The 24,939-nt window shown below is 68.8% G+C and carries 21 protein-coding genes and 2 tRNA genes; 9 read left to right on the top strand and 14 right to left on the bottom strand.

Annotated features, from left to right (window positions below; translation table 11 throughout):
- Window positions 1–24 precede the first annotated feature (24 nt).
- The 4 genes from O9Y01_RS00450 to O9Y01_RS00465 are packed head-to-tail and all read right to left on the bottom strand — an operon-like array spanning window position 25 to window position 3,470.
- Window positions 25–711 carry an ABC transporter ATP-binding protein gene (locus O9Y01_RS00450; RefSeq protein WP_269629534.1) on the bottom strand — a complete coding sequence of 229 codons (687 nt, stop codon included), beginning with the start codon at window positions 709–711 and terminating at the stop codon, window positions 25–27.
- On the bottom strand, window positions 704–1,441 hold the full coding sequence (locus O9Y01_RS00455) for an ATP-binding cassette domain-containing protein (protein WP_269629535.1): 738 nt from the start codon (window positions 1,439–1,441) through the stop codon (window positions 704–706). The genes O9Y01_RS00450 and O9Y01_RS00455 overlap by 8 nt, the downstream gene beginning before the upstream one ends.
- Window positions 1,438–2,568, bottom strand: coding sequence for a branched-chain amino acid ABC transporter permease (locus O9Y01_RS00460; RefSeq protein ID WP_269629536.1), 1,131 nt, complete (start codon window positions 2,566–2,568; stop codon window positions 1,438–1,440). Before O9Y01_RS00460 ends, O9Y01_RS00455 begins: the two co-directional genes overlap by 4 nt.
- A gap of 26 nt (window positions 2,569–2,594) precedes the next feature.
- Entirely contained in the window at window positions 2,595–3,470 is an 876-nt protein-coding gene (locus tag O9Y01_RS00465) for a branched-chain amino acid ABC transporter permease (protein ID WP_269630512.1), read from the bottom strand.
- A 370-nt stretch (window positions 3,471–3,840) separates the two neighbouring features.
- Between O9Y01_RS00465 and O9Y01_RS00470 the strand changes: the two genes are divergently transcribed.
- The 5 genes from O9Y01_RS00470 (at window position 3,841) to O9Y01_RS00490 (ending at window position 10,076) form a co-directional block, all read left to right on the top strand.
- On the top strand, window positions 3,841–5,277 hold the full coding sequence (locus O9Y01_RS00470) for an amidase family protein (protein ID WP_269629537.1): 1,437 nt from the start codon (window positions 3,841–3,843) through the stop codon (window positions 5,275–5,277).
- Window positions 5,278–5,430: 153 nt separating this feature from the next.
- Window positions 5,431–6,477: a porin gene (locus tag O9Y01_RS00475; protein WP_269629538.1), complete on the top strand. Its 1,047-nt coding sequence runs from the start codon at window positions 5,431–5,433 to the stop codon at window positions 6,475–6,477.
- Between the two features lie 298 nt (window positions 6,478–6,775).
- Window positions 6,776–7,396, top strand: coding sequence for a guanylate kinase (gene gmk, locus O9Y01_RS00480; RefSeq protein WP_269629540.1), 621 nt, complete (start codon window positions 6,776–6,778; stop codon window positions 7,394–7,396).
- A 64-nt stretch (window positions 7,397–7,460) separates the two neighbouring features.
- Complete coding sequence (gene rpoZ, locus O9Y01_RS00485) at window positions 7,461–7,664, top strand: DNA-directed RNA polymerase subunit omega (RefSeq protein ID WP_183102758.1); 204 nt, start codon at window positions 7,461–7,463, stop codon at window positions 7,662–7,664.
- 144 nt (window positions 7,665–7,808) lie between these two features.
- Entirely contained in the window at window positions 7,809–10,076 is a 2,268-nt protein-coding gene (locus tag O9Y01_RS00490) for a RelA/SpoT family protein (RefSeq protein WP_269629541.1), read from the top strand.
- Window positions 10,077–10,099: 23 nt separating this feature from the next.
- Here O9Y01_RS00490 and greB read toward each other — a convergent pair whose 3' ends face one another.
- Complete coding sequence (gene greB / locus O9Y01_RS00495; protein WP_269629542.1) at window positions 10,100–10,663, bottom strand: transcription elongation factor GreB; 564 nt, start codon at window positions 10,661–10,663, stop codon at window positions 10,100–10,102.
- A 125-nt stretch (window positions 10,664–10,788) separates the two neighbouring features.
- Between greB and O9Y01_RS00500 the strand changes: the two genes are divergently transcribed.
- On the top strand, window positions 10,789–11,934 hold the full coding sequence (locus O9Y01_RS00500; RefSeq protein WP_269629543.1) for a CaiB/BaiF CoA transferase family protein: 1,146 nt from the start codon (window positions 10,789–10,791) through the stop codon (window positions 11,932–11,934).
- A gap of 245 nt (window positions 11,935–12,179) precedes the next feature.
- Here the strand turns inward: O9Y01_RS00500 and O9Y01_RS00505 are convergent.
- The 6 genes from O9Y01_RS00505 to hemC all read right to left on the bottom strand — a co-directional run bounded on the left by O9Y01_RS00505 (window position 12,180) and on the right by hemC (window position 16,877).
- Window positions 12,180–12,256 (bottom strand) — tRNA-Arg (locus tag O9Y01_RS00505).
- A 229-nt stretch (window positions 12,257–12,485) separates the two neighbouring features.
- Window positions 12,486–12,562 (bottom strand) — tRNA-Arg (locus tag O9Y01_RS00510).
- Between the two features lie 129 nt (window positions 12,563–12,691).
- Window positions 12,692–13,939, bottom strand: a complete 1,248-nt coding sequence (locus tag O9Y01_RS00515; protein WP_269629544.1) for a heme biosynthesis HemY N-terminal domain-containing protein — start codon at window positions 13,937–13,939, stop codon at window positions 12,692–12,694.
- A 13-nt stretch (window positions 13,940–13,952) separates the two neighbouring features.
- Window positions 13,953–15,125 carry a uroporphyrinogen-III C-methyltransferase gene (locus O9Y01_RS00520; protein ID WP_269629545.1) on the bottom strand — a complete coding sequence of 391 codons (1,173 nt, stop codon included), beginning with the start codon at window positions 15,123–15,125 and terminating at the stop codon, window positions 13,953–13,955.
- Window positions 15,126–15,145: 20 nt separating this feature from the next.
- Complete coding sequence (locus O9Y01_RS00525) at window positions 15,146–15,955, bottom strand: uroporphyrinogen-III synthase (RefSeq protein ID WP_269629546.1); 810 nt, start codon at window positions 15,953–15,955, stop codon at window positions 15,146–15,148.
- Window positions 15,948–16,877, bottom strand: a complete 930-nt coding sequence (gene hemC / locus O9Y01_RS00530; protein ID WP_442952687.1) for a hydroxymethylbilane synthase — start codon at window positions 16,875–16,877, stop codon at window positions 15,948–15,950. The genes O9Y01_RS00525 and hemC overlap by 8 nt, the downstream gene beginning before the upstream one ends.
- Window positions 16,878–17,072: 195 nt before the next feature.
- On the opposite strand from hemC, the gene ppc reads away from it, so the two are divergent.
- A complete protein-coding gene (ppc, locus tag O9Y01_RS00535; protein WP_442952688.1) occupies window positions 17,073–19,961 on the top strand; it encodes a phosphoenolpyruvate carboxylase in 2,889 nt (962 codons plus the stop codon).
- Between the two features lie 30 nt (window positions 19,962–19,991).
- Here the strand turns inward: ppc and O9Y01_RS00540 are convergent, their stop codons facing one another.
- Window positions 19,992–20,837, bottom strand: coding sequence for a LytR/AlgR family response regulator transcription factor (locus O9Y01_RS00540; RefSeq protein WP_269629547.1), 846 nt, complete (start codon window positions 20,835–20,837; stop codon window positions 19,992–19,994).
- Window positions 20,838–20,848: 11 nt separating this feature from the next.
- The gene (locus tag O9Y01_RS00545; RefSeq protein ID WP_269629550.1) at window positions 20,849–21,931 is read right to left on the bottom strand and encodes a sensor histidine kinase; all 1,083 of its coding nucleotides are present in this window, start codon (window positions 21,929–21,931) and stop codon (window positions 20,849–20,851) included.
- 127 nt (window positions 21,932–22,058) lie between these two features.
- Here O9Y01_RS00545 and argH point away from each other — a divergent pair, with 127 nt between their 5' ends.
- The gene (argH, locus tag O9Y01_RS00550) at window positions 22,059–23,456 is read left to right on the top strand and encodes an argininosuccinate lyase (protein ID WP_269629551.1); all 1,398 of its coding nucleotides are present in this window, start codon (window positions 22,059–22,061) and stop codon (window positions 23,454–23,456) included.
- A gap of 9 nt (window positions 23,457–23,465) precedes the next feature.
- Here argH and O9Y01_RS00555 read toward each other — a convergent pair whose 3' ends face one another.
- Entirely contained in the window at window positions 23,466–24,182 is a 717-nt protein-coding gene (locus O9Y01_RS00555; protein WP_269629552.1) for a hypothetical protein, read from the bottom strand.
- A gap of 222 nt (window positions 24,183–24,404) precedes the next feature.
- On the opposite strand from O9Y01_RS00555, the gene O9Y01_RS00560 reads away from it, so the two are divergent.
- The gene (locus O9Y01_RS00560) at window positions 24,405–24,914 is read left to right on the top strand and encodes a hemerythrin domain-containing protein (protein ID WP_269629553.1); all 510 of its coding nucleotides are present in this window, start codon (window positions 24,405–24,407) and stop codon (window positions 24,912–24,914) included.
- Window positions 24,915–24,939 lie beyond the last annotated feature (25 nt).

Raw genomic sequence — 24,939 nt, forward strand, 5'->3', positions numbered from 1 at the left:
TGAGTGGGATTGCTCTGGCGTGACCTAGACACCCAGGAGCTTCTCGAGCGTCTCGAGCTCGCCGAGACTGTTGAGCCGGCCTTCGTGGACGATGCGGCCGCGCTCCAGCACCAGCCAGCGCTGTGCCGCGTTCATGACCAGGTCCAGGTTCTGCTCGACCAGCACGGCCGAGATCTCCAGTTCCTTGCACAGGCTGGGGATGAGCTCGCCCAGCATCTGGACGATATTGGGCTGGACCCCATCGGAGGGCTCATCCAGCAGCAGCACCTTGGGCCTGGCGCACATGGCCCGCGCGATGGCCAGCATCTGCTGCTCGCCCCCGGACATGGTGCCGCCCATTTGCCGCAGCCGCTGCTTCAGCACGGGGAAGTAGCTGAAGATGATGTCGGGCGGTTCCGTCCCCACGGGGCAGGCGGCTTGCAGGTTCTGCAGAACGCTCAGACGGGGGAAGATCCAGCGCCCTTGCGGCACCAGGCTGACGCCTGCGCGCCCGATGCGATAGGTGGGCAGTCCCAGCAACTGCTGGCTGCGGAACTCGATGCTGCCGCTGGTCTGGGGCAGCATGCCCATGACGGCCTTGACCAGGGTCGATTTGCCGGCACCGTTGCGGCCGAGAATGCCGAGCACCTCGCCCTTGAGAAGATGGAACTGGACCCGGTCCAGCACCTGCGCCCCGCCGTAGCCGGCGCACAGATCACGCAACTCAAGCATGGTGGTCCTCCTTGCCTCGACCCAGGTAGATGCGGCGGATCTGCTCGTCCTGCTCGATGTCTGCGAAGCTCCCTTCGCGGATGACCTCGCCCTGATGCATGACCAGGGTGCGGCAGTTGAGCTGGCGTACGAAGCCCATGTCGTGCTCGATCACCACCACCGCAATCTCCCGCGCCATGCGCCGCAGCATGTCCGACATGCGGCGGGTTCCCTCGACGCTCATGCCGGCCGCAGGCTCGTCCAGCAACAGGAGACGGGGTTGGCACATGAGCGCCATGCCGATCTCCAGCCACTGGCGCTCGCCATGGGGCAGGCATTCGGCCAGCTCATCGGCACGGTGGCGCAGGCCGGTCAGGAAGAGGATGTCCTGGAGCTCGGGGGCCGACGCCGTGCGATCGGCAGCCACCCCCTGGCCTGCCACGACGAGGTTGTCTCGCACGCTGAGCCACTGGAAGACATTGGTTCCCTGGAACTTCCGAATCACGCCGCGCCTCGCGAACTCGTGAGGCGGCCGGCGGGTCAGGTCCTTGCCATCGACCAGGAGACGCCCCGAGTTGGGCCTCAGGGTGCCGGACAGCAGCCCCAGCAAGGTGCTCTTCCCGGCGCCGTTCGGGCCGATCACGCACAGAAGCTCCGCCGGTGCGATGTCCAGCGCGACCTCCTTGACCGCGTGGATGCCACCAAAGGCCACGTTGACGCTCTGCGCCTGCATGAGGGGGGCGGCACTCATCGTTCGACTCCTGCGCTGGCGACCTTGTCCTGGACGGCTGCGTCCGGCGGCGCGGCTGGCTGGGAGGCCGCCGGGAGGGAAGCCTCAGCTTGGGCTGCTTGTTGGACTGTCTGGTGGGCTGTCTGCTGGTGCCCCTTCTGGGCCCTGGCATTGCGCCGCGCCTTCAGCAGGCCGACAAGGCCTTGCGGCAACGCCAGCACGGACACCAGGAACAGCACGCCCAGGATCAGCGGCCATAGATCGGTACTGAAGCTGCTGACCTCCTGCTGGACCCGCGTGAAGAAGACCGCGGCGATGACGGGTCCGATCAAGGTCCCCCGGCCACCGACGGCGACCCACAGAATGACTTCGGTGGACATCAGGATGGAGAACAGATCGGGCGCCACCACCCCCGCGGTCCCGGCATACAGCGCCCCGCTGAAGGCAGCCAGGGCTGCCGACAGCGTGAACACGAACACCAGATGCCAGGAGGTATCGAAGCCACAGTGCTTGGCCCTGAATTCGTTCATGCCGATGGCCGCCAGCACCAGGCCATAGCGGGTCCGGACCAGGCTCCACACAAGCAGCAGGACGAGCGCCAGGCAGACCAGCGCCAGCAGATAGGACGCACGCTCGTCCGACAGCTCCAGCGTCCAGCCGGGAAGCTCGATCCGGATCCCGGGGATGCCCAGGATGCCGACATCGCCGCCAGTCACCGACTGCCAGCTGGTCGCCAGCTGTCGGGTGATCAGCAGCACCGCCATGGTGATGATGGCGAAGAAGTGCAGCCGCACCCCGGCATACAGCAGCAGGTAGCCCACCGAGGCCGCCAGCAGCACGGCAGCGCCCATGCCCAGGCCGACGCCCTGCAGCCAGCTCCACTCCAGCTGTGTCGTGGCAATGGCGACCCCATAGGCCCCGATGCCGAAGAAGACGGCATGCCCGAGGGTGAGGACCATGGCCTTGCCCCACAGCAGGTCATAGCTCACCGCGAAGATGGCCAGGATGAGCGCGTCCCGCAGGGCAGTGGTCGCATAGGGGGAGAAAAGCCAGGGAATGCCGGCCAGAGCCAGCGCCAGCAGCGCGCCCACCAGCAGGATGCGCTTCTCCGCAGGGGTGACCCGGGGCTGGCGAAGGAGCGTGGTCATTGCATGGAAACGATGACGCATGGCGCTCACCCCTTGCCCAGCAGTTGATGTGCCGCACTGAAGCCCGGCACCAAGCCTTGAGGCCGGATGCGGATCAGCGCGATGGCCATGATCAGCACCAGCGCCGAAGCCAGCGAGGGATCGACGCGGTAGTTCAGCAGCGTCTCGACGCTGCCGATCAGGGCACTGCCCGTCACCGCCCCCAGCACGGAGCCGATGCCCCCGACCACGATCACGAAGAAGGCCTTGCTGAGGTAGCTGAGCCCCAGGTGACTCTCCACGGACACGAGTGGCGCCACCAGCACGCCTGCAAACGCTGCCAGCGCAGCGCCCAGCGCGAAGGCGGAGCGATTCATCTTTCGGGTGTTGATGCCCAGGCCTTCAGCCATGGCGGGGTTCTGGATCACCGCACGCAGGCGGATGCCGTAGCGGGTGCCCGTGAAGACCAGGGCACTCAAGGCAATCACCACGAGGCTCGTGGCGATGACAAAGATGCGGTAGGCCGGGTACTCCGCCCCCAGCAGGGTGAGGGAGCCACCGATGGGCGTCTGGACCAGCTGGGGATGCTTGCCGAAGCCCAGCTCCAGCAGCTTCTGGACGATCAGGCTGACCGCGTAGGTGGCCAGCAGGGTGTCCAGGGTTCGGTGATACAGGAGGCGGATGACCGTGGCTTCCAGCAGCCAGCCGGCGGCCGCGCCCACCAGCGGCGCCACCACGAGGGCCAGCCAGTAGGCCTCGGCGCCCCCTGCGTGCTGCAGGGCCGCGAGCGTGAAGGCCCCGAGGGTGACGAAGTCACCGTGAGCCAGATTGACGATGTCCATCATGCCGAAAACGATGGCCAGCCCCAGTGCAACAAGGGCCAGCACGCAGACCTGGCTCAGGACATTGAGCAGCAGCACCACACCCTCACTCATCACACACCTCCCCGTGGGTCCTCGAGGGCACTGCGTGCGCCAGACACCGGTCACCCGGGGCTGACATAGGGCTGCGCACTGCGTCATGGCCGATTCCGCCAGCGTCAACGCGGCTTCCCGCCCCCTTCTCCGGCACTCTTTTCATCTTGGCTCCTTTGATAATTTATGATCATAATAGACAGGACGGCTTCAGAAGGCCGATAGGTGCTTACCCTTTATGACACCTGTCATACCGCTGGAAATCCCCTAGAACAGAGGCCCTACGCAGAGGCCACCAAGAATAGAGGGCAGAAGCCGCATCGAGGCATGTCGCCCTCATCAATCCTATTTATTACCATGATTCATCAAAGGAATGACCATGTCACCGTTGCACCACCTGAGCGCCACCGAGCTGGTCGGCCACTTCGCCACCCGGACGCTGTCGCCCGTCGAGGTCGTCCAGGCCCTGCTCGCCCGGCATGAGGCACTGGCGGAGGAACTCAACGCCTTCTGCTTCATGAACCGGGAAAGCGCGCTGCTGCAGGCCCGCGCTTCAGAGGCGCGATGGCGCGCAGGCAAGGCCCTCAGCACACTGGACGGCATTCCCGTGTCCATCAAGGACAACCTCGGCACGGATGACATGCCGACCCGCTTCGGCTCCCTTGCCGTCAGCCCCGAGCGCATGCAACTGCCGGACAGCCCGGCCGTACGACGCCTGCGCGATGCCGGCGCCGTGATCTTCGGCAAGACGACCCTGCCGGACTTCGCCCACAAGATCACCACCGACAGCCCGCTCAGCGGCACCACCCGCAACCCGTGGAACCTGGCGCACACGCCGGGCGGATCCAGCGGCGGCGCAGCGGCAGCGGTGGCGGCCGGCCTGGGCCCATTGGCCCTGGGCACCGATGGCGGCGGATCCATCCGCATCCCCGCAGCCTTCAGCGGCATCTATGGCTTCAAGCCGAGCTTCGGGCGTGTGCCACACCATCCGCGGGGCGCCTTTGCCCTGCTGAGCCATGTCGGCCCGATGGCCAGGACCGTCGAGGATGCAGCCTCCATGATGAACATCATCTCGCGCCCCGACCCGCGCGACTGGTACGCGCTGCCCTACGACCCCACCGACTACCGAGCCGCCCTGCGGACCCCGCTGCACCGCCTGCGCGTAGCCCTGAGCCCCTCGCTGGGACTGGACAGGCAGGCCGCCCCCGAGATCCAGGCCGCGCTCAAGCGCAGCGCCCGCATCCTCGAGTCGATGGGGGCCCATGTGGAGCTGGCGGATCCGCCCGCCGTGCTGCAATGCCTGCAGATCCACGGCGTGCTGTGGAGCGCCTTCGCGGCCCGGCTGGCGGACTCCCTGGGGGATGCGGCCCACACCCTGGACGCCTCCTTGAAGGCGCTGGTCGAGGCCGGCCGCCAGCTGCCGCCGCACTGCATCCTGGACGCGCTGGCGCGCCGCGGAGACGCCGGCCGCGAAGTCAACGAGTTCTTCACGCGCTACGACCTGGTGATGTGCCCGGTCCACCCCACGCTGCCCCCCGCGCTTGGCGAGGACCTCCAGCTGAACCCTCCCTACCCGGTCTACACCCCCTGGTGCAACCAGCTCGGGCTGCCAGCCGCCAGCCTTTACGCCGGCCCGGCGGACAACGGCCTGCCCATCGGCCTGCAACTGGTGGGCCGGCAATACGACGACAGCACGGTACTGAAGGCCAGTCACGCCTTCCAGCAGGCCACGGGCCAGGCAGGCGTGGCCGAGCACCCCTTCAGCGCGAAGACCAGGCAGCCGGACAGCACCCAGCGACATCGGGACACCGCCTGAGCCGCGTGGAGCGCCAGGTCCCGCTGTGCTCTTTTCGCATCATGCTCGGGTTTTCCCCATGATGGTATTTGTGATCATAAATATCATCCACAAGCACCCACTGGCGCAGTCGAACGGGTGGGGGATCTCGGCACATCAACCAAGGAAATCATCATGAAATGGACCCATGGCCTCCTGGCCGCATCAGTTTCATTTGTCAGCATAAATTCGGCATTCGCACAGAACACGGTCAAGCTGTATGGCGTGCTCAATGCGGGCGCGGGCGCCTACCAGTTGGCGGGCGCAAACCGGATCAAGGCGGTCAGTTCGGGGGACATGAGCACCAGCTTCTGGGGGCTCAGCGGCACGGAAGACCTGGGCGGCGGCCTCAAGGCACAGTTCGCCCTGGAGAGCTTCGTTGGCATGGACACCGGTGCGGCCGGGCGCTTTGCGGGCGACGCGATGTTTGCCAAGAACGCCTATGCCGGCCTGAGCGGCAGCTTCGGGCAGCTGCGCGTGGGTCGCAACACCAGCCAGATGTTCGTGTCCCTGCTGCTGTTCAACAGCTTCGGGGACTCCTTCGGCTTTTCGCCCACGTTGCTGCACTATTTCCTCGACGGTCGCGACATCCCCATCAGCAAGACCGCCCGCCTGCAGAACGACACCTCCTGGCGCAACGCGGTCAGCTACATCAGCCCCGTGATGTCCGGCTTTCGCGTGAACCTGCAGGGCGCGTTGGGTGAAGGCGTCGGCAAGGCCAGCTATGCCGCCACGCTGCAGTACTTCGGCGATCCCTTCAGCGCCACCGTGGCCTACCAGGCCGTGGGGACGGACGCCGCCGCCCCGACCAACGGCCAGCGCGAGAAGACCTTCAACCTGGGCGCCTCCTACGATTTCAGGGCGGTCAAGCTCTATGCCCAGTACGGGCAGATCGACGACGAGTCCTACGGCAGCAAGCTGCGCCTCTATGACATCAGCGCTGAGGTGCCCGTCAATGGCAGCGGGAAGATCCTGGCCGCCTGGGGCCACTCCAAGGTCCGTACGGGCACCTTCGCCGGCATCATTCCGCTGTGGACGGGCAACACGCACAAGACCCTGAGCCTGGGCTACGACCATTCCTTGTCCAAGCGGACGGATGTCTACGCCGTCTACATGAACGACAAGATTGACGGCCTGCACGACGGCAACAGCGTCGCCGTCGGCATGCGGCACAGCTTCTGAGGCGGAGGAGGCCCCCGGCCGCTCGGTACGCCGCAGCTAGCGGGGGCTGCCGGAACCTGCTTCAGGGCAGGCTGCTGTCGCCCCTCCCCGTGCGAGGCCGGGGTCCGCGCCGCTTGTCCGGCGGCTCGCCCTTGGCCCCGGCGCATCGCCCAACGGCCGGTGCCCGCCTGAGTACCGGCGGGCAGGCCTCAGGCTCCGGGGAGGCGCGCAGGCGCCGGCAAGGCCCTGCGGCGGCGCCGTCGCCAGCGCAGGCAGGGTCGAGTTCGGCCAGGGGCAGCGGCTGAGCGACAATCCGCGGATGGAATACCCTGGCAATCTCTTCGTGGTCGCCGCGCCGAGCGGCGCCGGCAAGTCCAGCCTCGTCAAGGCCCTGCTGGAACTGGACGCCAAACTGGCGGTCTCGATCTCCCACACCTCGCGGGGCCCTCGCGGCCAGGAACAGCATGGCCGCGAGTACTGGTTCATCAGCCCGGACGAGTTCCGGGCCAAAGCCGAGCGCGGCGAGTTCTTCGAGTGGGCCGAGGTGCACGGCAACCTCTACGGCACCTCGCGCGCCGCCATCGAGGAACGGATGAAGCAGGGCGAGGACGTGGTCCTGGAGATCGATTTCCAGGGCGCCCTGCAGATCAAGCAGCTCTTTCCCTATGCCGTGCTGGTCTTCATCCTGCCGCCCAGCTGGGAGGAACTGCGCCAGCGCCTGACCCGCCGGGGCGACACCGCAGAGGAGGTCATCGAACGGCGCATGGCCAATGCACGCGTCGAGGTGGCGCAGGCCCACAAGTTCGATTTTGTCGTGGTGAATGCCGTCTTCGAGACCGCACTTTTCGACTTGAAGGCCATCGTGCACGCGCAGCGGTTAAAATACGCCTCTCAGCGTCGCAGCAAGTCCGCCGTCTTCAAGGCACTGGACCTGCCCTGAGCCCTGGTTTCATCCCGACACCACGGCTCGAGACCTCCCTGAACAACAGTACTGGAAACCGCCCATGGCCCGCATCACCGTCGAAGATTGCCTGACCAAGATCCCCAACCGCTTCCAGCTGGTGCTTGCGGCCACCTACCGCGCTCGCATGCTGAGCCAGGGCCACAGCGCCAAGATCGAGAGCAAGAACAAGCCGGGCGTGACCGCCCTGCGCGAGATCGCCGCTGGCGAAGTGGGCATCGAGATGCTGCGCAAGGTGCCGGTCTGAGACCTGGCCCCGCCGAATGAAGGCGCCCCGACGGGCGCCTTTTTTCATGGTTTGCCCGGATGCCAGCAGCGCACCGGCGCCCTTCCCCGTCGCAATTTGTCCCGGCGCCTGCGGGCGGCCCTGGCCTTGTGTTAATTTCGCTCCATGGGTCTTCGCTCCTTTGCCGCCTCTTTGCCCGCTGCCCTGATGCCGGGCCTGCACAAGACCGCCCCCGAGCCCACGCAGGCCGAGGCGGCGTCCTTTGACGCCCTGCTGCACCGGCTGAGCTACCTGCCCAAGTCCGACATCAAGCGCATCCGCGAGGCCTACAAGTTCGCGGACGAAGCCCACCTGGGCCAGTTCCGCGCCAGCGGCGAGCCCTACATCACGCACCCGATCGCCGTGGCCGGCATCTGCGCGGAATGGCGCCTGGATGCCCAGGCCATCATGGCCGCGCTGATGCACGATGCCATGGAGGACTGCGGCGTCACCAAGACCGAGCTGATCGAGCGCTTCGAGGCCCCGACCGCCGAGCTGGTGGACGGCCTCACCAAGCTGGACAAGCTGCAGTTCTCGACCAAGGAGGAGTCGCAGGCCGAGTCCTTCCGCAAGATGCTGCTGGCCATGGCGCGCGATGTGCGCGTCATCCTCATCAAGCTGGCCGACCGTCTGCACAATATGCGGACGATGGGCCACATGGCCTTCGAGAAGCGCCGCCGCATCGCACGCGAGACCCTGGACATCTACGCCCCCATCGCCCACCGCCTGGGTCTCAACGAGATCTACCGGGAGCTGCAGGAGCTGTCCTTCCAGTACATCCACCCCTGGCGGCACGGCGCGCTGTCCAAGGCCATTGCCAAGGCGCGCGGCAATCGGCGCGACCTGGTCTCGCGCATCGAGCGCGACGTGGTCAAGGCCTTTGCGGATGCCGGCCTGAAGGTCGAGATCCAGGGTCGCGAGAAGACGCTGTTCTCCATCTACAAGAAGATGCGCGAGAAGCACCTCAGCTTTGCCCAGGTGAGCGACATCTTCGGCTTTCGCGTGGTGGTGGACGAGCTGCCCCAGTGCTACCTGGCCCTGGGCGTGCTGCACCAGCTCTACAAGCCCCAGCCGGGCCGCTTCAAGGACTACATCGCCATCCCCAAGCCCAATGGCTACCAGAGCCTGCACACGACCCTGGTGAGCCCCCTGGGCACGCCGGTGGAATTCCAGATGCGCACCGAGACCATGCACATGGTGGCCGAGAAGGGCGTGGCGGCACACTGGCTCTACAAGGCCAAGGGCAATGCCCAGGCCGTGCAGCAGCTGGGCTCGCGCTGGCTGCAGTCCCTGATCGACATCCAGGACGAGACCCGCGACGCCAGCGAGTTCCTGGAGCACGTGAAGATCGATCTCTTCCCCGATGCGGTCTACGTCTTCACACCCAAGAGCAAGATCATGGCCCTGCCCCGCGGGGCGACGCCGGTGGACTACGCCTATGCCATCCACTCCGACGTCGGCGACCACTGCGTGGCGGCCAAGGTCAATGGCGAGCCCGTGCCCCTGCGCGCCGAGCTGCGCAGCGGAGATGTGGTCGAGATCATCACCGCCACCGGCGCCCGCCCCAATCCGGCCTGGCTCAGCTTCGTTCGAACGGGCCGCGCGCGGTCCAAGATTCGCCATTTCCTGAAGAACCTGGAGCAGGAGGAGTCCCGCGAGCTGGGCCAGAAGATGCTGGCCCAGGCCTTGCGCGCCGAAGGCCTGGCTCTGCCCAGCCTGGACATCGAAGACCAGGAGGCCCATGGCCTGTGGCAGGACCTGGCGAAATGGGCCGGCAACCGCAATGTGCATGAGCTGCTGGTGGAGGTGGGCCTGGGGCGCAAGATCGCGACCATCGTGGCCAAGAAGATGGCCCGCATGCTGGCCGCCCAGGGCCAGCGGCCGGACGCCGTCACCCTCACCCTCGGCCGCTTCGGCGCCACTGACGACCAGACCACGCAGGGCCAGATCACCCTGGATGGCAGCGAGGGCGCCTCGGTGCGCCTGGCCAGCTGCTGCCGGCCGGTGCCGGGTGATGACATCAAGGGCTATCTGGGCCGCGGCGAAGGCCTCATCGTGCACACCGCCGAATGCCAGGTCGGCCGCCGGCTCTTCCAGCGCGACAGCGAGCACTGGATCGCCGTGGCCTGGGCCGACGAGATGACGCGCAGCTTCGAGGCCGCCATCGGCGTGCTGATGCGCAATGGCAAGGGCGTGCTGGCGCAGATCGCCACCGCCGTCAGCACGGCAGAGGCCGACATCACGCACATCTCGATGAGCGACGAATCACAGGCCCGCGAGACCGCCGAGATGCAGCTGCTGATCTCCGTACGCGACCGCCTGCACGTGGCCGAGGTGCTGCGCATGCTCAAGCGCTCGCCCGCCGTGATGCGGGTGTGGCGCATCAAGCCCTGAGCCCCGGCTGAGCGGGGGTGGGGTCAGGTCTTGCCTGGCTCCGGGTAGCGCACTTCCAGCACCTCCAGCTGCTCCAGCCCGCCCGGCGTCATCAGCTGGACTTCGTCGCCCTCGCGGGCCTTCAGCAGGGCGCGGGCGATGGGCGAGACCCAGCTGACCTCGCCCTTGAGGCTGTCCGCCTCGTCGATGCCCATGATGGTGATCGTGCGCTCCTCGCCTTTGCTGTTGGCATAGGTGACGCAGGCGCCGAAGAAGATCTGGTCGCTGCCATGGTGAACGGCCGGGTCCGCGACCTCGGCGATGTCCAGGCGCTTGGTCAGGAAACGCAGCCGGCGGTCGATCTCCCGCAGGCGCTTCTTGCCGTAGAGATAGTCGCCGTTCTCGGAGCGGTCGCCGTTCTTGGCGGCCCAGGACACCGTCTCGACGATCTTGGGGCGCTCGACATCCAGCAGCTCCATGAACTCGGCGCGCAGCCGCGCATAGCCCTGCGGAGTGATGTAGTTGCGGGTGCCGGCGGGCAGCGGCGGCAGGCCGGGGACATCATCGTCATCGTCCCCGTCGCTTTCCTTGGTGAAGGCCTTGCTCATGGCCGTATTGTCTCGCCAACTGTCAGCGTAGCGCCGGTCCTGAGCGGCTACCCTGGGCGCTGGCAAGCCCCGGGGCGCCAGGAACGGCACCGGGCGATCTTCATGAGCAGTCGGGAAGGAACGGCATGGCAACGGGACCCTTGGCAGGCGTGCGCATCATCGAGCTGGCAGGCATCGGCCCCTGCCCCTTCGCCGGCATGCTGCTGGCCGACATGGGGGCGGAGGTGATCGTCGTCGAGCGCCCTGCCGCGCAGCGCAGCCTGGGCGGCGGCGGGGCCATGAACCGCGGCAAGCGGTCCCTCGTGCTGGACCTGAAGAAGCCGGAGGCGCGCCAGGCGCTGCAGCAGCTGGTCCTGGGCGCGGACGGACTGCTCGAGGGCTACCGGCCCGGGGTCATGGAGCGCCTGGGCCTGGGGCCTGAGCCCTTGGCGGACGCGCATCCGCGCCTGGTCTACGGTCGTGTCACCGGCTGGGGCCAGACGGGCCCTCTGGCCCACGCGGCGGGCCATGACATCAACTACGTGGCCCTGAGCGGCCTGCTGAGCCTCAGCCAGCGCCCCGGCCAGGCACCCACCCTGCCGGCCACCGTGGTCGGTGACATGGCCAGCGGCGGCCTGCTGATGGCCTTCGGCATGGTCTGCGCCCTCCTGGAAGCCAGAAGCTCCGGCCGCGGCCAGGTCGTGGACGCCGCCATGCTGGACGGCGCCAACCTGCTGGGCAGCCTGGTGCGCAGCCTGGCCAGCCAGGGTCACTGGCCCGAGGCGCCGCAGCAGAACTTCTTCCTGCACAGCAGCCCGTTCTATGACAGCTTCGAATGCGCCGACGGCCGCTTCCTCAGCCTGGGCGCCATCGAGCCGGCTTTCTACCGGGACCTGCTGCAGCGCCTGGAGATTGCCGACGAGGAGCCGGCCCGGCAGATGGACAGCGCCCGCTGGCCCGCATTGCGCGAATTGGTCGCCCGCCGCCTGAAGGAGAAGCCCCGCGACGCCTGGGTGGCACTGCTCGAGGGCACGGAGGCCTGCGTGGCCGGGGTACTGAGCCTGGACGAAGCGCCCCTGCACCCACATCAGCAGGCGCGGCAGGCCTTCATGAGGGTGGACGGGCACTGGCAGGCCCAGCCTGCACCCCGCTTCTCCCGCAGCGGGACGCGGACTCCCGGCCCTGCGCCGCAGCCAGGCGCCCAGGGCGCTGAGATCCTGGCCGGACTGGACCTGTCCGACGACGTCAGGGCACTTCTGCTGAAGGACAGCGCGGCAACACCGGGCGGCTGAGCCGCGGGCAAACGGCTCGCACCCAAGGCGCGGCGGCACAGGCGGCATGGACGCTACCGCCCTCCCCTGCCTGCCACCGCCCCGCCGCCTGCAGAATCAGCGACCCCTGCCTCTGCGCCTGCAAGTGCCGGTCAGCCACTGAAGGCAAAACTCGAAGGCAGGACACAAAGCCAAGACACAAAGGCCAGGCGGAAAACAAAAAAGGTCTGTGATTTCTCACAGACCTTTTCATTTCTTCTTGTTGTTGGCGCGGCTGGCAGGATTCGAACCCACGACCCCTTGGTTCGTAGCCAAGTACTCTATCCAACTGAGCTACAGCCGCTTGTATTTAGTTGAGCCTTAGATTGTAGCGCGATTTTCGATTGAATCGCAAGCCAAAGCTCATATTTTTTCATTCCGGATTGTCTAGATACTTTTCAGTATCTCGACTCACACCGCAAATTCAAACCCCGTTGAAGTGCTGCAGGACTGCAGCCATTTCTCCGTCGCTTTCCAGAAATTCTCAGAACAGTATTCCGAAGATTTTCCAGTGAGCTTCAAATCTGAAATCTTGGCGCGGCTGGCAGGATTCGAACCCACGACCCCTTGGTTCGTAGCCAAGTACTCTATCCAACTGAGCTACAGCCGCCGAAGCCTTGAACTATAGCATGGGTTTTTCCAACCATGCAAGTATTCGGCTGAATTTTCCTCTGGAGCGGGTCTCGGGCAGGCGGGTGCTCACCGCCCGGCAGCCGCCCCGCCGCGGAGCAAGGCCGGCTCAGCCCAGCAGGGCCGCCGCCTCGAAACAGCGGGCGCGGCGTTCGGCGTCGCCGTCGTTCTCGGCCAGGTCGGCCAGCTTGAGCCAGCTGCGGCGGCGAGCGCTGATGCTCAGCTGGCGGTCCTCGGCGGCCTGTTCCAGCATGAGACGGGCCTTGCCCCACAGCTGTCGCTCGGCCAGGGCGTGGCCCAGGGCATAGGACAGGCCCGGATCCCGCGCATGACGCTGCATGAGGCCTTCCAGACGCTGCAGCCATTCCGGTCCCAGGCCAGGCATGCACTGGACCAGGGCCTCGGCCAGCGCGGCGCGCTCCTCGGCCTGCAGGTCGCCGTAGTCGTCCCAGGAGGGGCGCAGCCAGCCGCGGCCATCGTCCGGCGCGCCGAGACCGGCGGCACATTGGGCAGCCCGGGCGGCGACGAAGACATCACGCCGGTCGGCGGCATCCAGCTGCTGCCAGCTGCTGCGGAGCTGGTCGATGTCCCGGGAGGACTCCAGGGCCTCCACCGCCAGGGAGCGCAACAGCCCCTGGGCGGCCGATTTGGAGAAGCCCTGGTGCTTGGCCAGCAGGCGCGCGGTGCGCAGCGCCTCCAGCGGCTGCCGGGCCAGGCGGGACGCCTGCAGCTTGAGGCGCAGGGCCTGGGTGCGGCGGGCCACGCCGGGGGTCAGCTCGGCCAGGATCTGGCTGGCGCGATGGGCATCGCGGTCATCCAGGGCCCATTCGGCGGCCAGCAGCCGGGCGCCCTCCTCCTGGGCCTTGGCCTGGGAAGAGGCCTGCGCAAACTGCAGCGCCAGCTGCAGCTGCTCGTCGCGGCGGCGCTTGTCCTGGAGCCGGTGGGCGCTCTGGGCCGCCAGCAAGTGGCTCAGGGCCATGAAGGCCTGGTCCTGGGCGAGGTCCGGCGTCTGGGACTGGATGTTGAGGGCACGCTGCACGGCCTTCTGCGCCCGGCCGTAGCGGGCACCGAAATACTCGGCCAGGGCTTCGCGCAAGGCCAGCTGCGCGCTGCGCTCGCGCTGCGACAGCCGCCATTCGCGGGCCCTGCGCGGCAGGGAGACCAGCGAATTGACGGTCTGGATCAGCGTCACCAGCGCAAAGCAGCCCGCCACCAGGGCCAGCAGGAAGAGGTTGAGCGACACATCGAGGCGCCAGCCATTCCAGTAGAAACTCGCCAGACCGTCATTGCTGCCCAGGGTCAGTGCGGCCACCACGGCCGCGGCAAAGAGCAGCACCAGCCAGATCACAGTACGCATGGACCGGCCTCCCTCAGCGCCCGGCCGCGGCCAGGGCCGCGAGGCTGTCGTCAGGACGCGGCACGGCCACCTGGCGCGCCTGCCCCTGCACCTGGCGCAGCAGCTCGGCAGCGGTCTGGGCCTTGCGCGAGCGCATGTCGACGTAGCGGTCCAGCAGGGCCAGGGCCTCGCGCAGGTCCGACTGTGCGGTGTCGTACTGGCGGCTCAGCAGGGCCAGCCGCGCATTGAGCAGGCGCAGCTTGAGGTTCTCGCGGAGAAAGTAGCCCTGCTCGGGCGTGATCAGCGCCGCTTCGGGATGGTTGATCCGCGTGACGCGCACCAGGGACTTGGTCTCCTGCCAGACCTGGCTGCTGAGCTCCTGCCAGCGGCTCTGGGCCACGTCCCACCAGGCCTCCCAGCCCTCCGGGGCCGGCGCCGGCTTGGACGCCGCGCCGGCGGCCCTGCGGGCCTTGGGGTCCGTGCGGGCGTCGGTCTTCGATTCCAGCCGGGCCGCGCTGCGGGCCTCGCCCTCGGCCTGGGCCACGCGCTCGGCCACCGACAGCAGCGGGAGCTCGTCGGCCAGGCGGGCGACTTCATCGAGCTTGATGCCCAGCGTGGCCACATCGACCACGCTGACCGCCTTGACGCGGTCCAGGTCGCGGATCACGGCACGGCGCACGCCCTCCAGCCGGGGCTGCTTGTAGCGCTGCAGGCGCTCGTCCGCCTGCTTGAGCGCCGACACCAGGGGCTCGGCGCTGCCGGTGATGCTGGTCTGCTGGAGGGCCACGCGCAGCGAGGCCTCGATGTCACCCAGCACGTTCTCGTCCCGCGAGCGGGACATGGACTGGATCAGTTCCTCCAGCTGCCCGCGCTGCAGGGACACCTCGGCGAGGCGGGCATCCAGCAGGGCCAGCTTGGCCGAGGTCTCCTGAGCCACCTCCTGGGCGCGGCTGGCCATGCCGCGGGCGTCTGAGGCCTGGGTCTGGCTCTGTTCCTGGCGGCGCACCAGCTCCTGCTCCAGCTGCCTGACACGGCTGTGCCCCTGCCAGGCCATGGCGAGGGCGCCCAGGGACAGCACGCCCAGGGCCATCAGGATCAGGGTCAGCGAACCCGGCGTGCTAGCGCGGGCCGGCACTTTCTCGGGCAGCACGGAGGCGCTCTCGGGCTCGGAAGCCGGGGCGCTGCGGGGGATGTCTTGCTCGCTCACAGTGCCGCGGATTGTAGGGTTCAGTCCCAGGGGCCTTGCAGGGCGGTGGCGACGGCGGCGGCGTCCGGTCGCGTCAAAACCACATGGCCCAGGCCCAGGCGGCGCGCTCGCTGCGCAATGCGCTCATGCGTGGCGATGGCCCGGCTGCGGGACCAGTCGGCGGTGGTGCCCGCCAGTGCGGGCAAATGATCGATGGCTTCCGCGCTGCTGAAGAGCCACACATGCGCCTGCGGCTGGGCCAGCGCGCGATCCAGCACCGCCTGCTCCGCGGGCGCCAGCCGGGGCGCCTGGCGGCGGTAGACACTGACGGCCCCCACCTGGGCACCCGCCTCGCGCAGGCGGTCCGCCAGCCACTCACGGCCGCCGTCCCCGCGCACCATCAGCACCTCGCGCCCCTGCCAGGCCTCGCCGGACAGCACGGGCCACAGGTGCTCCGAATCCAGGCTGGGCGAATCGGGGGGCGGCTGGCGCAGCAGGGCCGGTGGCACGCCCTGGCGCAGCAGGGCCTGGGCACTGCCCGGCCCGACCGTGGCCGCCAGGGTGTGCGCCGGCCAGCTCATGCCGGGTGGACGGGCCGCGAAGAAATGCTCGACGGCGTTGGGGCTGACAAACATCAGCAAGGCCTGCGAGGCCAGGCGCTCCCAGGCCTGGCGGGCCGGCGCGGGATCCAGCGGGGCGATGTCCAGCAGCGGAACGCAGTCGCAGGCCACGCCCAGCCGCGCCATGCGCTGCACCCAGTCCTGCGCCTGGGCACGGGGGCGCGTGAGGATCAGGCGCGGCAGGGCATCAGGCGATCCGCCCTCGGCACCGGGCCGGGCGGAATCAGGCACAGCGCAGGTAGTCCTCGGCACCTTGGGTGCGCAGGGCCTCGGCGGCCTGCAGGCCCAGGGCGCGGGCCGTGGCCTCATCGGTCGGCTGGCCCTGCACCCGCGCCTTCAGCAGCGGACGCTCGGGATGCTCCGGATGGCCCAAGGCCACCTCCAGCAGCAGCTGCCCGTCCACCCAGCGTGCATGGGCGGCCAGCGGCATGGAGCAGCTGCCGCCGAGGCTGCGCGAGACCGCGCGTTCGGCCTGCGTGGCCAGCCAGGTGGGCTGGTCCGTCAGGGTGCCCAGCGCCTGGGTCAGCGCGGCGGCATCGGCCCGCACTTCCAGGCCCAGGGCGCCCTGCCCGGCGCAGGGAATCATCTGATCGAGGGCGAAACAGCTGCGGATGCGCTGCCCCAGGCCCAGACGCTTGAGGCCGGCTGCCGCGAGCACGATGGCGTCGTAACCGCCTTCGTCCAGCTTGCGCAGGCGGGTGTCGAGGTTGCCGCGCAGGGGCTCGATGCGCAGGTCGGGCCGCAGGTTCTTCAGCTGCACCACGCGGCGCAGGCTGGAGGTGCCCACCAGCGCGCCCTGGGGCAGCTCGTCCAGGCTGGCGAACTTGTTGGAGACGAAGGCATCGCGCGGGTCCTCGCGCTCCAGGATGGCCACCAGGGCGAAGCCCTCGGGCAGGTCCATGGGCACGTCCTTGAGCGAATGCACGGCCAGCTGGGCGCGGTCTTCCTCCAGGGCCGTCTCCAGCTCCTTCACGAAGAGGCCCTTCCCTCCCACCTTGGAGAGGCTGCGATCCAGGATCTGGTCGCCCCGGGTGGTCATGCCCAGGAGTTCCACGGTGGCACCCAGGCGCTGTTCCAGCAGGGCCTTCACGTGTTCGGCCTGCCAGAGGGCGAGCCTGCTTTCGCGCGTGGCGATCACTATCTTTTCCATCATGGTGGGATGCTAGCGCAGCGTCGTGGCCACCCAGCCACGCTCCTGTCAAAGAAACTGATAAAGTCAAACGAAGGTAACTTGGTTACATTGCTGAATCCAGGCTGAAAAGCCTGGGCAGCGCAACCGCGCTACCCTCCCACGAACCCCAGCACCCGCGCCCCGGAGCCCTCCTCCGGACGCCAACCCCGAGCCGCCATGCCTGCCCGTCCTGACGCTTCCGCCCCCGATCGAGCCCCCCGCGCCCCTGCCGCCCGCAAGACCGGCAGCAAGACGGGCACCCGCACAGCCGGCAAGACCGCCCCGGCACGCAAGGCCGAGGAGGACAAGAACCAGCCGCTGATGGAGGACATCCGCCTGCTGGGCCGCATCCTGGGCGAAGTGATCCGCGAGCAGGAGGGCCGCGAGGCCTACGAGCTGGTCGAGCGCGTGCGCAAGCTCTCGGTGGCCTTTCGCCACAAGCAGGACACGCAGGCCGGCAAGACTTTCGACAAGCTGCTCAAGAGCCTGTCCGGCGAGCAGACCGTCAGCGTGATCCGCGCCTTCAGCTATTTCTCGCACCTGGCCAATATCGCCGAGGACCGCCACCATGTGCGCCGCCGCGAGATCCATGAGCGCGCCGGCAGCCTGCAGGCCGGCTCGCTGGCCTACTGCATGGAGCGCCTGCACGAGGCCGGCGTGCGCCCGGCCGAGGTGGCCCGCACCCTGCAGCATGGCTTCATCTCGCCGGTGCTGACCGCCCACCCGACCGAGGTGCAGCGCAAGAGCATCCTTGACGCCGAGCGTGCCATCGCCGAGCTGGTCGAGCAGCGCGACCGCCTGCAGACCGAGCGCGAGAAGCGTGACAACGAGAACCTGATCCGCGCCCGCATCACCCAGCTGTGGCAGACGCGCATGCTGCGCTACTCCAAGCTGACGGTGGCCGACGAGATCGAGAACGCCCTCTCCTACTACCACGCCACCTTCCTGCGCCAGATCCCCAAGCTCTACGGCGAACTCGAGGAGGCCCTGCCGGGCCATGAGCTCAACAGCTTCCTGCGCATGGGCCACTGGATCGGCGGGGACCGCGATGGCAACCCCAACGTCACCGCCACCACGCTGCGCCATGCGCTGCGGCGCCAGAGCGAGGTGGCCCTGCGCCACTACCTGACCGAGCTGCACGAGCTGGGCGCCGAGCTGTCCATCTCCGCCCGCCTGGCCCAGGTCAGCCCGGCGATGCAGGAGCTCGCCGAGCGCAGCCCCGACCGCAACGAGCACCGCATGGACGAGCCCTACCGGCGCGCCCTCACCGGCATGTACGCGCGCATGGCCGCCACCCTGCACGCGCTGACCGGCACCGAGGCCCTGCGGCACGCCGTCGCGCCGCAGGACCCCTACCTTTCGCCCGAAGAGCTGCTGGCCGACCTGCGCGTGATCGCTGACTCGCTCAAGACCCACCATGCCGAGGCCCTGATCGCCCCGCGCCTCAAGCCCCTGATCCGCGCCGTGCAGGTCTTTGGCTTCCACCTGGCCACGCTGGACCTGCGGCAGAGTTCGGACCAGCACGAGCTGGTGATCGCCGAGCTGCTGGCCACCGCACGCGTCTGCCCCGACTACGCCGCGCTGGACGAGGCCGCGCGCCGCCAGCTGCTGCTGGGCCTGCTCAACGATGCCCGCCCGCTGCGCGTGGTCGGCGCCGAGTACAGCGAGCGCTGCCAGGGCGAGCTGGCCATCTTCGAGGCGGCGCGCGAGTCCCTGCAGCGCTTCGGCCGCGAGTCCATCCGTCACTACATCATCAGCCACACCGAGACCGTCAGCGATCTGCTGGAAGTCCAGCTCCTGTTCAAGGAGGTGGGCCTGCTGCGCGGCCTGCTGGACGGCGAGGCCGTCAGCGACCTCATCGTCGTGCCCCTGTTCGAAACCATCGGCGACCTGCGCGAGGCGCCGCTGATCATGGGCGAGTTCTACGCCCTGCCCGGCGTGGCCGCCCTGGTGAAGCGCTCCGGCGCCGAGCAGGACGTGATGCTGGGCTACTCCGACTCCAACAAGGACGGTGGCGTCTTCACCAGCAACTGGGAGCTCTACCGCGCCGAGATCGCGCTGGTGGGCCTCTTCGACCAGCTCAAGGCCCGCCACGGCATCACCCTGCGCCTCTTCCACGGCCGCGGCGGCACGGTGGGCCGGGGCGGCGGCCCCAGCTATCAGGCCATCCTGGCTCAACCCCCGGGCACGGTGAACGGGCAGATCCGCCTGACCGAGCAGGGCGAGGTGATCGCCTCCAAGTACGCCAACCCCGACATCGGCCGGCGCAACCTCGAGACGCTCGTGGCCGCCACGCTGGAGGCCACGCTGCTGCATCCGACCAAGAGCGCGCCCAAGTCCTTCCTGGACGCGGCCCAGCAGCTCTCGGACGCCAGCTTCGCTGCCTACCGCGGCCTGGTCTACGAGACCAAAGGCTTCGCGGACTACTTCTTCTCGTCCACGCCCATCCGCGAGATCGCCGAGCTGAACATCGGCTCCCGCCCGGCCTCGCGCAAGGCCACCCGTGCCATCGAGGACCTGCGCGCCATCCCCTGGGGCTTCAGCTGGGGCCAGTCCCGCGTGGCCCTGCCCGGCTGGTGCGGCTTCGGTGCGGGCGTGGCGGCCTTCCTGGACGCCGACCCGGCCCTGCGCGAGCAACACCTGACCCTGCTGCGCCGCATGTACAAGCAGTGGCCCTTCTTCCGCACCCTGCTGTCCAACCTGGACATGGTGCTGGCCAAGACCGACCTGGGCCTGGCCCAGCGCTATGTGGACCTGGTCGAGGACAGGAAGCTGGGCAAGCGCATCTTCGCAGCCATCGAGGCCGAGTTCCGTCGCACCCAGCAGGCCGTCGCCCTGATCAGCGGCGAGAAGCACAACCTGGCCAGCAACCCGGCCCTGGCGCGCTCGATCGCGCACCGCTTCCCCTACATCGACCCGTTGCACCACCTGCAGGTCGAGCTGATGCGCCGCTATCGCGCCATTCCCGTGGAGAAGCGCGCCGAGGACCCGAGCATGGAGCGCGTGCAGCGCGGCATCCACCTGTCCATCAACGGGATCGCCGCCGGCCTGCGCAACACCGGCTGAAGACCGGGCCGCCAGGCGCGGCGGCGCGGCTCAGCGCCCGCCGCCCGCCGGGCCGCCCGCCAGCGCCTCGCGCACCGCGGCCACCTGGCGGCGCGAGACCGACAGCCATTCATCCACCGGCGCCACGCGCACGGCCCAGCCCTCGCCCGATTCGCCGCCCGATTCGGCGTCCGCTTCGCCGGCAGGCGGCTGGGCGAGGTGCCGGCCCAGCTCGCGCAGGGCCTTGCGCGCCACCAGGGCATTGCGGTGGATGCGCAGGAAGCGCTCGCCCAGGCGCTGCTCCAGCTCGGTCAGCGAGCCTTCCATGATGTAGCTCTGCGTCGCGGTGCGCACGGTCAGGTACTTGAGTTCGGCCTTGAAGAACAGCACCTCGACCAGGGGCACGCGGATCAGGCGCCCACGCTCGGTGATGGTCAGGAACTCGCCCTCGGGCAGGGCCTCGGTCTCGGCCTGCGAGCTCTGCCAGGTCGCGGCCGCCAGGCGCTCGTGGAGCCGGGCACGGGCCCGCTCCACCGCCGAGGCCAGGCGCTCGCGGCGCACCGGCTTGGTCAGGTAGTCCAGGGCCTCGATCTCGAAGGCCCGCAGCGCATGGCCGGCATGGGCCGTCACGAAGATCACGATGGGGCGCTGGGGCAAGGCCTCCAGGGACTGCGCCAGCTGCAGGCCGTCCTGCCCGGGCATCTGGATGTCCAGGAAGACGAGGTCGCAGGCATGCTCCTTCAGCCAGACCAGGGCCTGGGCCGAGGACCCCGCCTCGCCCAGCACGCGCACGGGCAGTCCGGCCAGGCCCTCGAGCAGGCCGCGCAGGCGCAGGCGGGCCAGGGGCTCGTCGTCGACGATCAGCGTGCGCAGCGGGGTCTCACCGGTCTGGGTCATCGCGGCGCTCATCAGGATTGAAGGGGCAGCAGGATCTTCACCACGTAGCGCCCGGGTGCGGCGTGGAGCTCGAACTGGGCGGCCACATCATGCATCAGCAGCAGGCGCTCGCGCACGTTGTCCAGGGCCAGGCCGTGCCCCGGCCGCGAAGGCCCCTGGCCCACCGTGTTGCTGACACGGACCTCCACCTGCCCGCCGCGGCGCCGGGTCAGCACTTCGATCTCGCCGCCTTCGTCATTGGGCTCGACGCCATGGCGCACGGCGTTCTCCACCAGGGGCTGCAGCATCAGCGGCGGCACCCTCACCGCACCGGCCGTGGGGTCCAGGCGCCACTGCACGCGCAGGCGGTCGCCGAAGCGGATCTGCTCGATCTCCAGGTAGCGGCGCGCCAGCTCGATCTCCTCGTCCAGGCTGACCGCCGCGCCGTTCTCGCTGAGCGCCACACGGAAGAGCTCGCTGAGGTCTTCCAGCACCTTCTCGGCCCGCTGCGGGTCCAGCTGCACCAGCACGATGGCGGAGTTGAGCGTGTTGAAGAGGAAGTGCGGGCGGATGCGCGACTGCAGCTCCACCAGCTGCGCCATCGCCGCCGCCGGGCGCTGCCAGCGCTGGCGGCTGCGCAGCCACAGCCACAGCGAGGACGCCACCGCCGCGCCGCTGAGCGCCACCGCCACGAAGCGGAACAGGGAGCCCACCTCGCCGGCGGCCGCGTTGAGCAGGCGCCAGGCGAGGCTGGCGCACAGGGCGCCCAGGGCGGCCAGGACCAGCCATTGCCCGGCGCTGCCCAGGCGCGCCAGCAGATGCTTGCCCGCGCACACCAGGACCAGCCAGGCCAGCACCGCCGTCATGGAGACGAAGCTGGCGCTGGCCAGCTGCCACAGCCATTGCTGCAGGTCCGAGGCCTGCAGCGCGATGCCCAGGGACAGCAGGATCTGCACCCCCAGCACCGCGCGCAGGGCCAGCCCCATGTGGCAGACGTCGAAGAGCTGGGCCCGCAGCGCGGCGTCACCCGTGTGTTCCGGGCGGGCCGCCGCGGAGATCACGGGCGGCAGCAGGGTGGTGCTGGCATCAGTCTGGGACGAAGGCGGCTGCTTCATGAGCTTCGAAGGCTGGACGGCGCGCGCTCAGGTCCAGGCAAGGTGGCAGTCTTTAGAATCGGTGGCCATTCTCCCCCAGCCCTGGGCCTGCGCCACCCGGCAGCGGCCCGCCGCCTTGCAACAAACCATGTCCGACAACCAACTCGCCAACAAGTCCCAAGCCTGGTCCGCGCTGTTTTCCGAACCGATGAGCGAGCTGGTCAAGCGCTACACCGCCAGCGTCTTCTTCGACAAGCGACTCTGGAAGGCGGACATCGAAGGCAGCCTCGCCCACGCCGAGATGCTGGCCGCGCAGGGCATCCTGGCGGCCGAGGACCACGCCGCCATCCAGCGCGGCATGGCCCAGATCCGCGAGGAGATCGAGGCGGGGCGCTTCGAATGGAAGCTGGACCTGGAGGACGTGCACCTCAACATCGAGGCCCGTCTGACCGAGATCGTGGGCCTGGCCGGCAAGCGTCTGCACACCGGCCGCAGCCGCAATGACCAGGTCGCCACCGACGTGCGGCTGTGGCTGCGCGGCGAGATCGACGAGATCGCCCAGCTGCTGACCGCGCTGCAGCTCGCCCTGGTCGACGTGGCCGAGCAGAACGCCGAGACCATCCTCCCCGGCTTCACGCACCTGCAGGTGGCCCAGCCCGTGGCCTTCGGTCACCACCTGCTGGCCTATGTGGAGATGTTCGCCCGCGACGCCGAGCGCATGGCCGACGTGCGCCGCCGCGTGAACCGCCTGCCCCTGGGCGCCGCCGCCCTGGCCGGCACCAGCTACCCGCTGGACCGCGAGCGCGTGGCCCGCACCCTGGGCATGGAGGCCGTGTGCCAGAACAGCCTGGATGCCGTCTCCGACCGCGACTTCGCCATCGAGTTCAGCGCCGCGGCCGCGCTGGTGATGGTGCATGTCTCGCGCCTGTCGGAGGAGCTGATCCTGTGGATGAGCCAGAGCTTTGGTTTCATCGACCTGGCCGACCGCTTCTGCACCGGCTCGTCCATCATGCCGCAGAAGAAGAACCCCGACGTGCCCGAGCTGGCCCGCGGCAAGAGCGGCCGCGTGGTGGGCCACCTGATGGGCCTGATCACGCTGATGAAGGGCCAGCCCCTGGCCTACAACAAGGACAACCAGGAAGACAAGGAGCCGCTGTTCGACACCGTCGACACGCTCAAGGACACCCTGCGCATCTTTGCCGAGATGGCCGCCGGCATCACCGTCAAGCCCGAGGCCATGGAGCGTGCCGCCATGCGCGGCTATGCCACCGCCACCGATCTGGCGGACTATCTCGTCAAGAAGGGCCTGCCCTTCCGCGACGCCCATGAGGTCGTGGCCCATGCGGTCAAGACCGCCATCGCCGAAGGCCGCGACCTCTCGGCCCTGAGCCTGGACGCGCTGAAGGCCTTCGATGCCCGCATCGAGGCCGACGTGTTCGACGTGCTCTCGCTGCGCGGCTCGCTCAATGCCCGCAACATCCTGGGCGGCACGGCACCGGACCAGGTGCGTGCCCAGGTGGCTCGCCACCGGGCACGCCTGGCCTGAAGCCGGCTTTCAGCGGCGGCGGCGGCGCAGGGGCAGCAGGCTCAGCGCCAGCCCCGCCAGCGCCAGGCTGCCCGGCTCCGGCACCTTGCTCACTGTGGGCGCGAAGGTGCTGAAGAGACCGGAGATGTGGGTGTGGTTCATGTCGGCCACATCCATGAGGCCCGAGAAGTCGTAGGCCGTGGCGTCGGTGTCCAGGAACATGAAGTAGGACGACAGGCCCGCACCCAGGCCCGTCATCCCGCCGGTGGGGCCCATGCGCTGGAAGTTGAAGTTGAAGTCGCTGGCCATGGTGCCGCTGAAGCGGTGGGCGTTGACGGGCGACACATCTCCCATGCCGTCATTGCGCCAGTTCACCCGGTACTCGCTGGTGAAGAGCTGGCCCAGGCGGAAGCTGCCGAGGTCGTCGGCCGAGCCCGCATCGCTGGTGACGCGCCAGTAGAAGTCCACGGTGCCGTCGATGGAGCGCACCACCCGCGACTGGATGCTGCCGGACACCGTCCCGTTGGTGCTGCTGAAGCTGAAGGCATCACTGCGGTCCTCGATGATGGTGCCGGCCAGCTGGGGCTCGGCGGCCGAGCTGGTGCCCGTCAGCAGGGCGACGGTGGCCCCTTCCAGCAGCACGTCGGCCCGTGCCAGAGAGGGCGCGGCCGCGGCCGCGACCAGGGCCAGGGCGCCGGCAAGGTGCTTGAACAGGGGCTTATGAGCCTTGAGGGCTTGATCGGTCATGGAAACCTCCTGGGGTGATGAACGTGAGTGGGCTGAACCTTAGGACCGATCGGCCGGCGAGCGTCCCCCTAGCTTCTCAGGAGGCCCCGCAATCAGGGGGCGCGGGCGTCGCCGGCCGGCGACGGCCCGCGGGCGCAGCCGGACCTTGATCACGCGCAAGATTCCCGCCGGCGGCAGGCGCCCGGCCGGGCGTTGTCAGGCAGCTCAGGTATCGTTCGGCCCATGAGCCTGATCACCTGGACCCCCGAGCTCGCGCTGCAGCACACCGAGCTGGACGACACCCACGAGGAATTCGTGGGCCTGCTGAATGACTTCGCCACGGCCCTGGCCGGCGGTGGCGACCCCATGCCCGCCTTCGAGACCCTGCTGGCCCACACCGAGGCGCATTTCGCGATGGAAGAGCGCTGGATGGCCGCCACCGGCTTCGCGCCCGAGAACTGCCACAGCAAGCAGCACGAGATGGTGCTGGACACCCTGCGCGAGGTGCGCCGCTACGCCCTGGAGCTGAAGGACCTGGAGCCCATGCGCATCATCGGCCCCGAACTCGCCCAGTGGTTCCCGGCGCATGCCGAGATGATGGACGCCGCCCTGGTCTTCCACATGCAGCAGGTCGGCTACGACAGCGCCACCGGCGTGCTGCTCAAGCCCGAGGCCAGCGAGGCCACCGCCACGCTGGCCACCCAGGGCGAGAAGGCCATCACCTCCTGCGGCAGCAGCAGCTGCGGCCACTGAGCGCCCGCCACGGCGCAGGGCGCTG

The organism is Pelomonas sp. BJYL3 (assembly GCF_027257975.1).
Taxonomy (GTDB): Bacteria; Pseudomonadota; Gammaproteobacteria; order Burkholderiales; family Burkholderiaceae_C; genus Roseateles_B; species Roseateles_B flavus.

Excerpts from the sequence above, each read along its gene's own strand:
- O9Y01_RS00450 (WP_269629534.1), bottom strand. The coding sequence starts at position 711 with ATGCTTGAGTTGCGTGATCTGTGCGCCGGCTACGGCGGGGCGCAGGTG.
- O9Y01_RS00455 (WP_269629535.1), bottom strand. The coding sequence starts at position 1,441 with ATGAGTGCCGCCCCCCTCATGCAGGCGCAGAGCGTCAACGTGGCCTTT.
- O9Y01_RS00460 (WP_269629536.1), bottom strand. The coding sequence starts at position 2,568 with ATGACCACGCTCCTTCGCCAGCCCCGGGTCACCCCTGCGGAGAAGCGC.
- O9Y01_RS00470 (WP_269629537.1), top strand. The coding sequence starts at position 3,841 with ATGTCACCGTTGCACCACCTGAGCGCCACCGAGCTGGTCGGCCACTTC.
- O9Y01_RS00475 (WP_269629538.1), top strand. The coding sequence starts at position 5,431 with ATGAAATGGACCCATGGCCTCCTGGCCGCATCAGTTTCATTTGTCAGC.
- gmk (WP_269629540.1), top strand. The coding sequence starts at position 6,776 with ATGGAATACCCTGGCAATCTCTTCGTGGTCGCCGCGCCGAGCGGCGCC.
- rpoZ (WP_183102758.1), top strand. The coding sequence starts at position 7,461 with ATGGCCCGCATCACCGTCGAAGATTGCCTGACCAAGATCCCCAACCGC.
- O9Y01_RS00490 (WP_269629541.1), top strand. The coding sequence starts at position 7,809 with ATGGGTCTTCGCTCCTTTGCCGCCTCTTTGCCCGCTGCCCTGATGCCG.
- greB (WP_269629542.1), bottom strand. The coding sequence starts at position 10,663 with ATGAGCAAGGCCTTCACCAAGGAAAGCGACGGGGACGATGACGATGAT.
- O9Y01_RS00500 (WP_269629543.1), top strand. The coding sequence starts at position 10,789 with ATGGCAACGGGACCCTTGGCAGGCGTGCGCATCATCGAGCTGGCAGGC.
- O9Y01_RS00515 (WP_269629544.1), bottom strand. The coding sequence starts at position 13,939 with ATGCGTACTGTGATCTGGCTGGTGCTGCTCTTTGCCGCGGCCGTGGTG.
- hemC (WP_442952687.1), bottom strand. The coding sequence starts at position 16,877 with ATGATGGAAAAGATAGTGATCGCCACGCGCGAAAGCAGGCTCGCCCTC.
- ppc (WP_442952688.1), top strand. The coding sequence starts at position 17,073 with ATGCCTGCCCGTCCTGACGCTTCCGCCCCCGATCGAGCCCCCCGCGCC.
- O9Y01_RS00540 (WP_269629547.1), bottom strand. The coding sequence starts at position 20,837 with ATGACCCAGACCGGTGAGACCCCGCTGCGCACGCTGATCGTCGACGAC.
- O9Y01_RS00545 (WP_269629550.1), bottom strand. The coding sequence starts at position 21,931 with ATGAAGCAGCCGCCTTCGTCCCAGACTGATGCCAGCACCACCCTGCTG.
- argH (WP_269629551.1), top strand. The coding sequence starts at position 22,059 with ATGTCCGACAACCAACTCGCCAACAAGTCCCAAGCCTGGTCCGCGCTG.
- O9Y01_RS00555 (WP_269629552.1), bottom strand. The coding sequence starts at position 24,182 with ATGACCGATCAAGCCCTCAAGGCTCATAAGCCCCTGTTCAAGCACCTT.
- O9Y01_RS00560 (WP_269629553.1), top strand. The coding sequence starts at position 24,405 with ATGAGCCTGATCACCTGGACCCCCGAGCTCGCGCTGCAGCACACCGAG.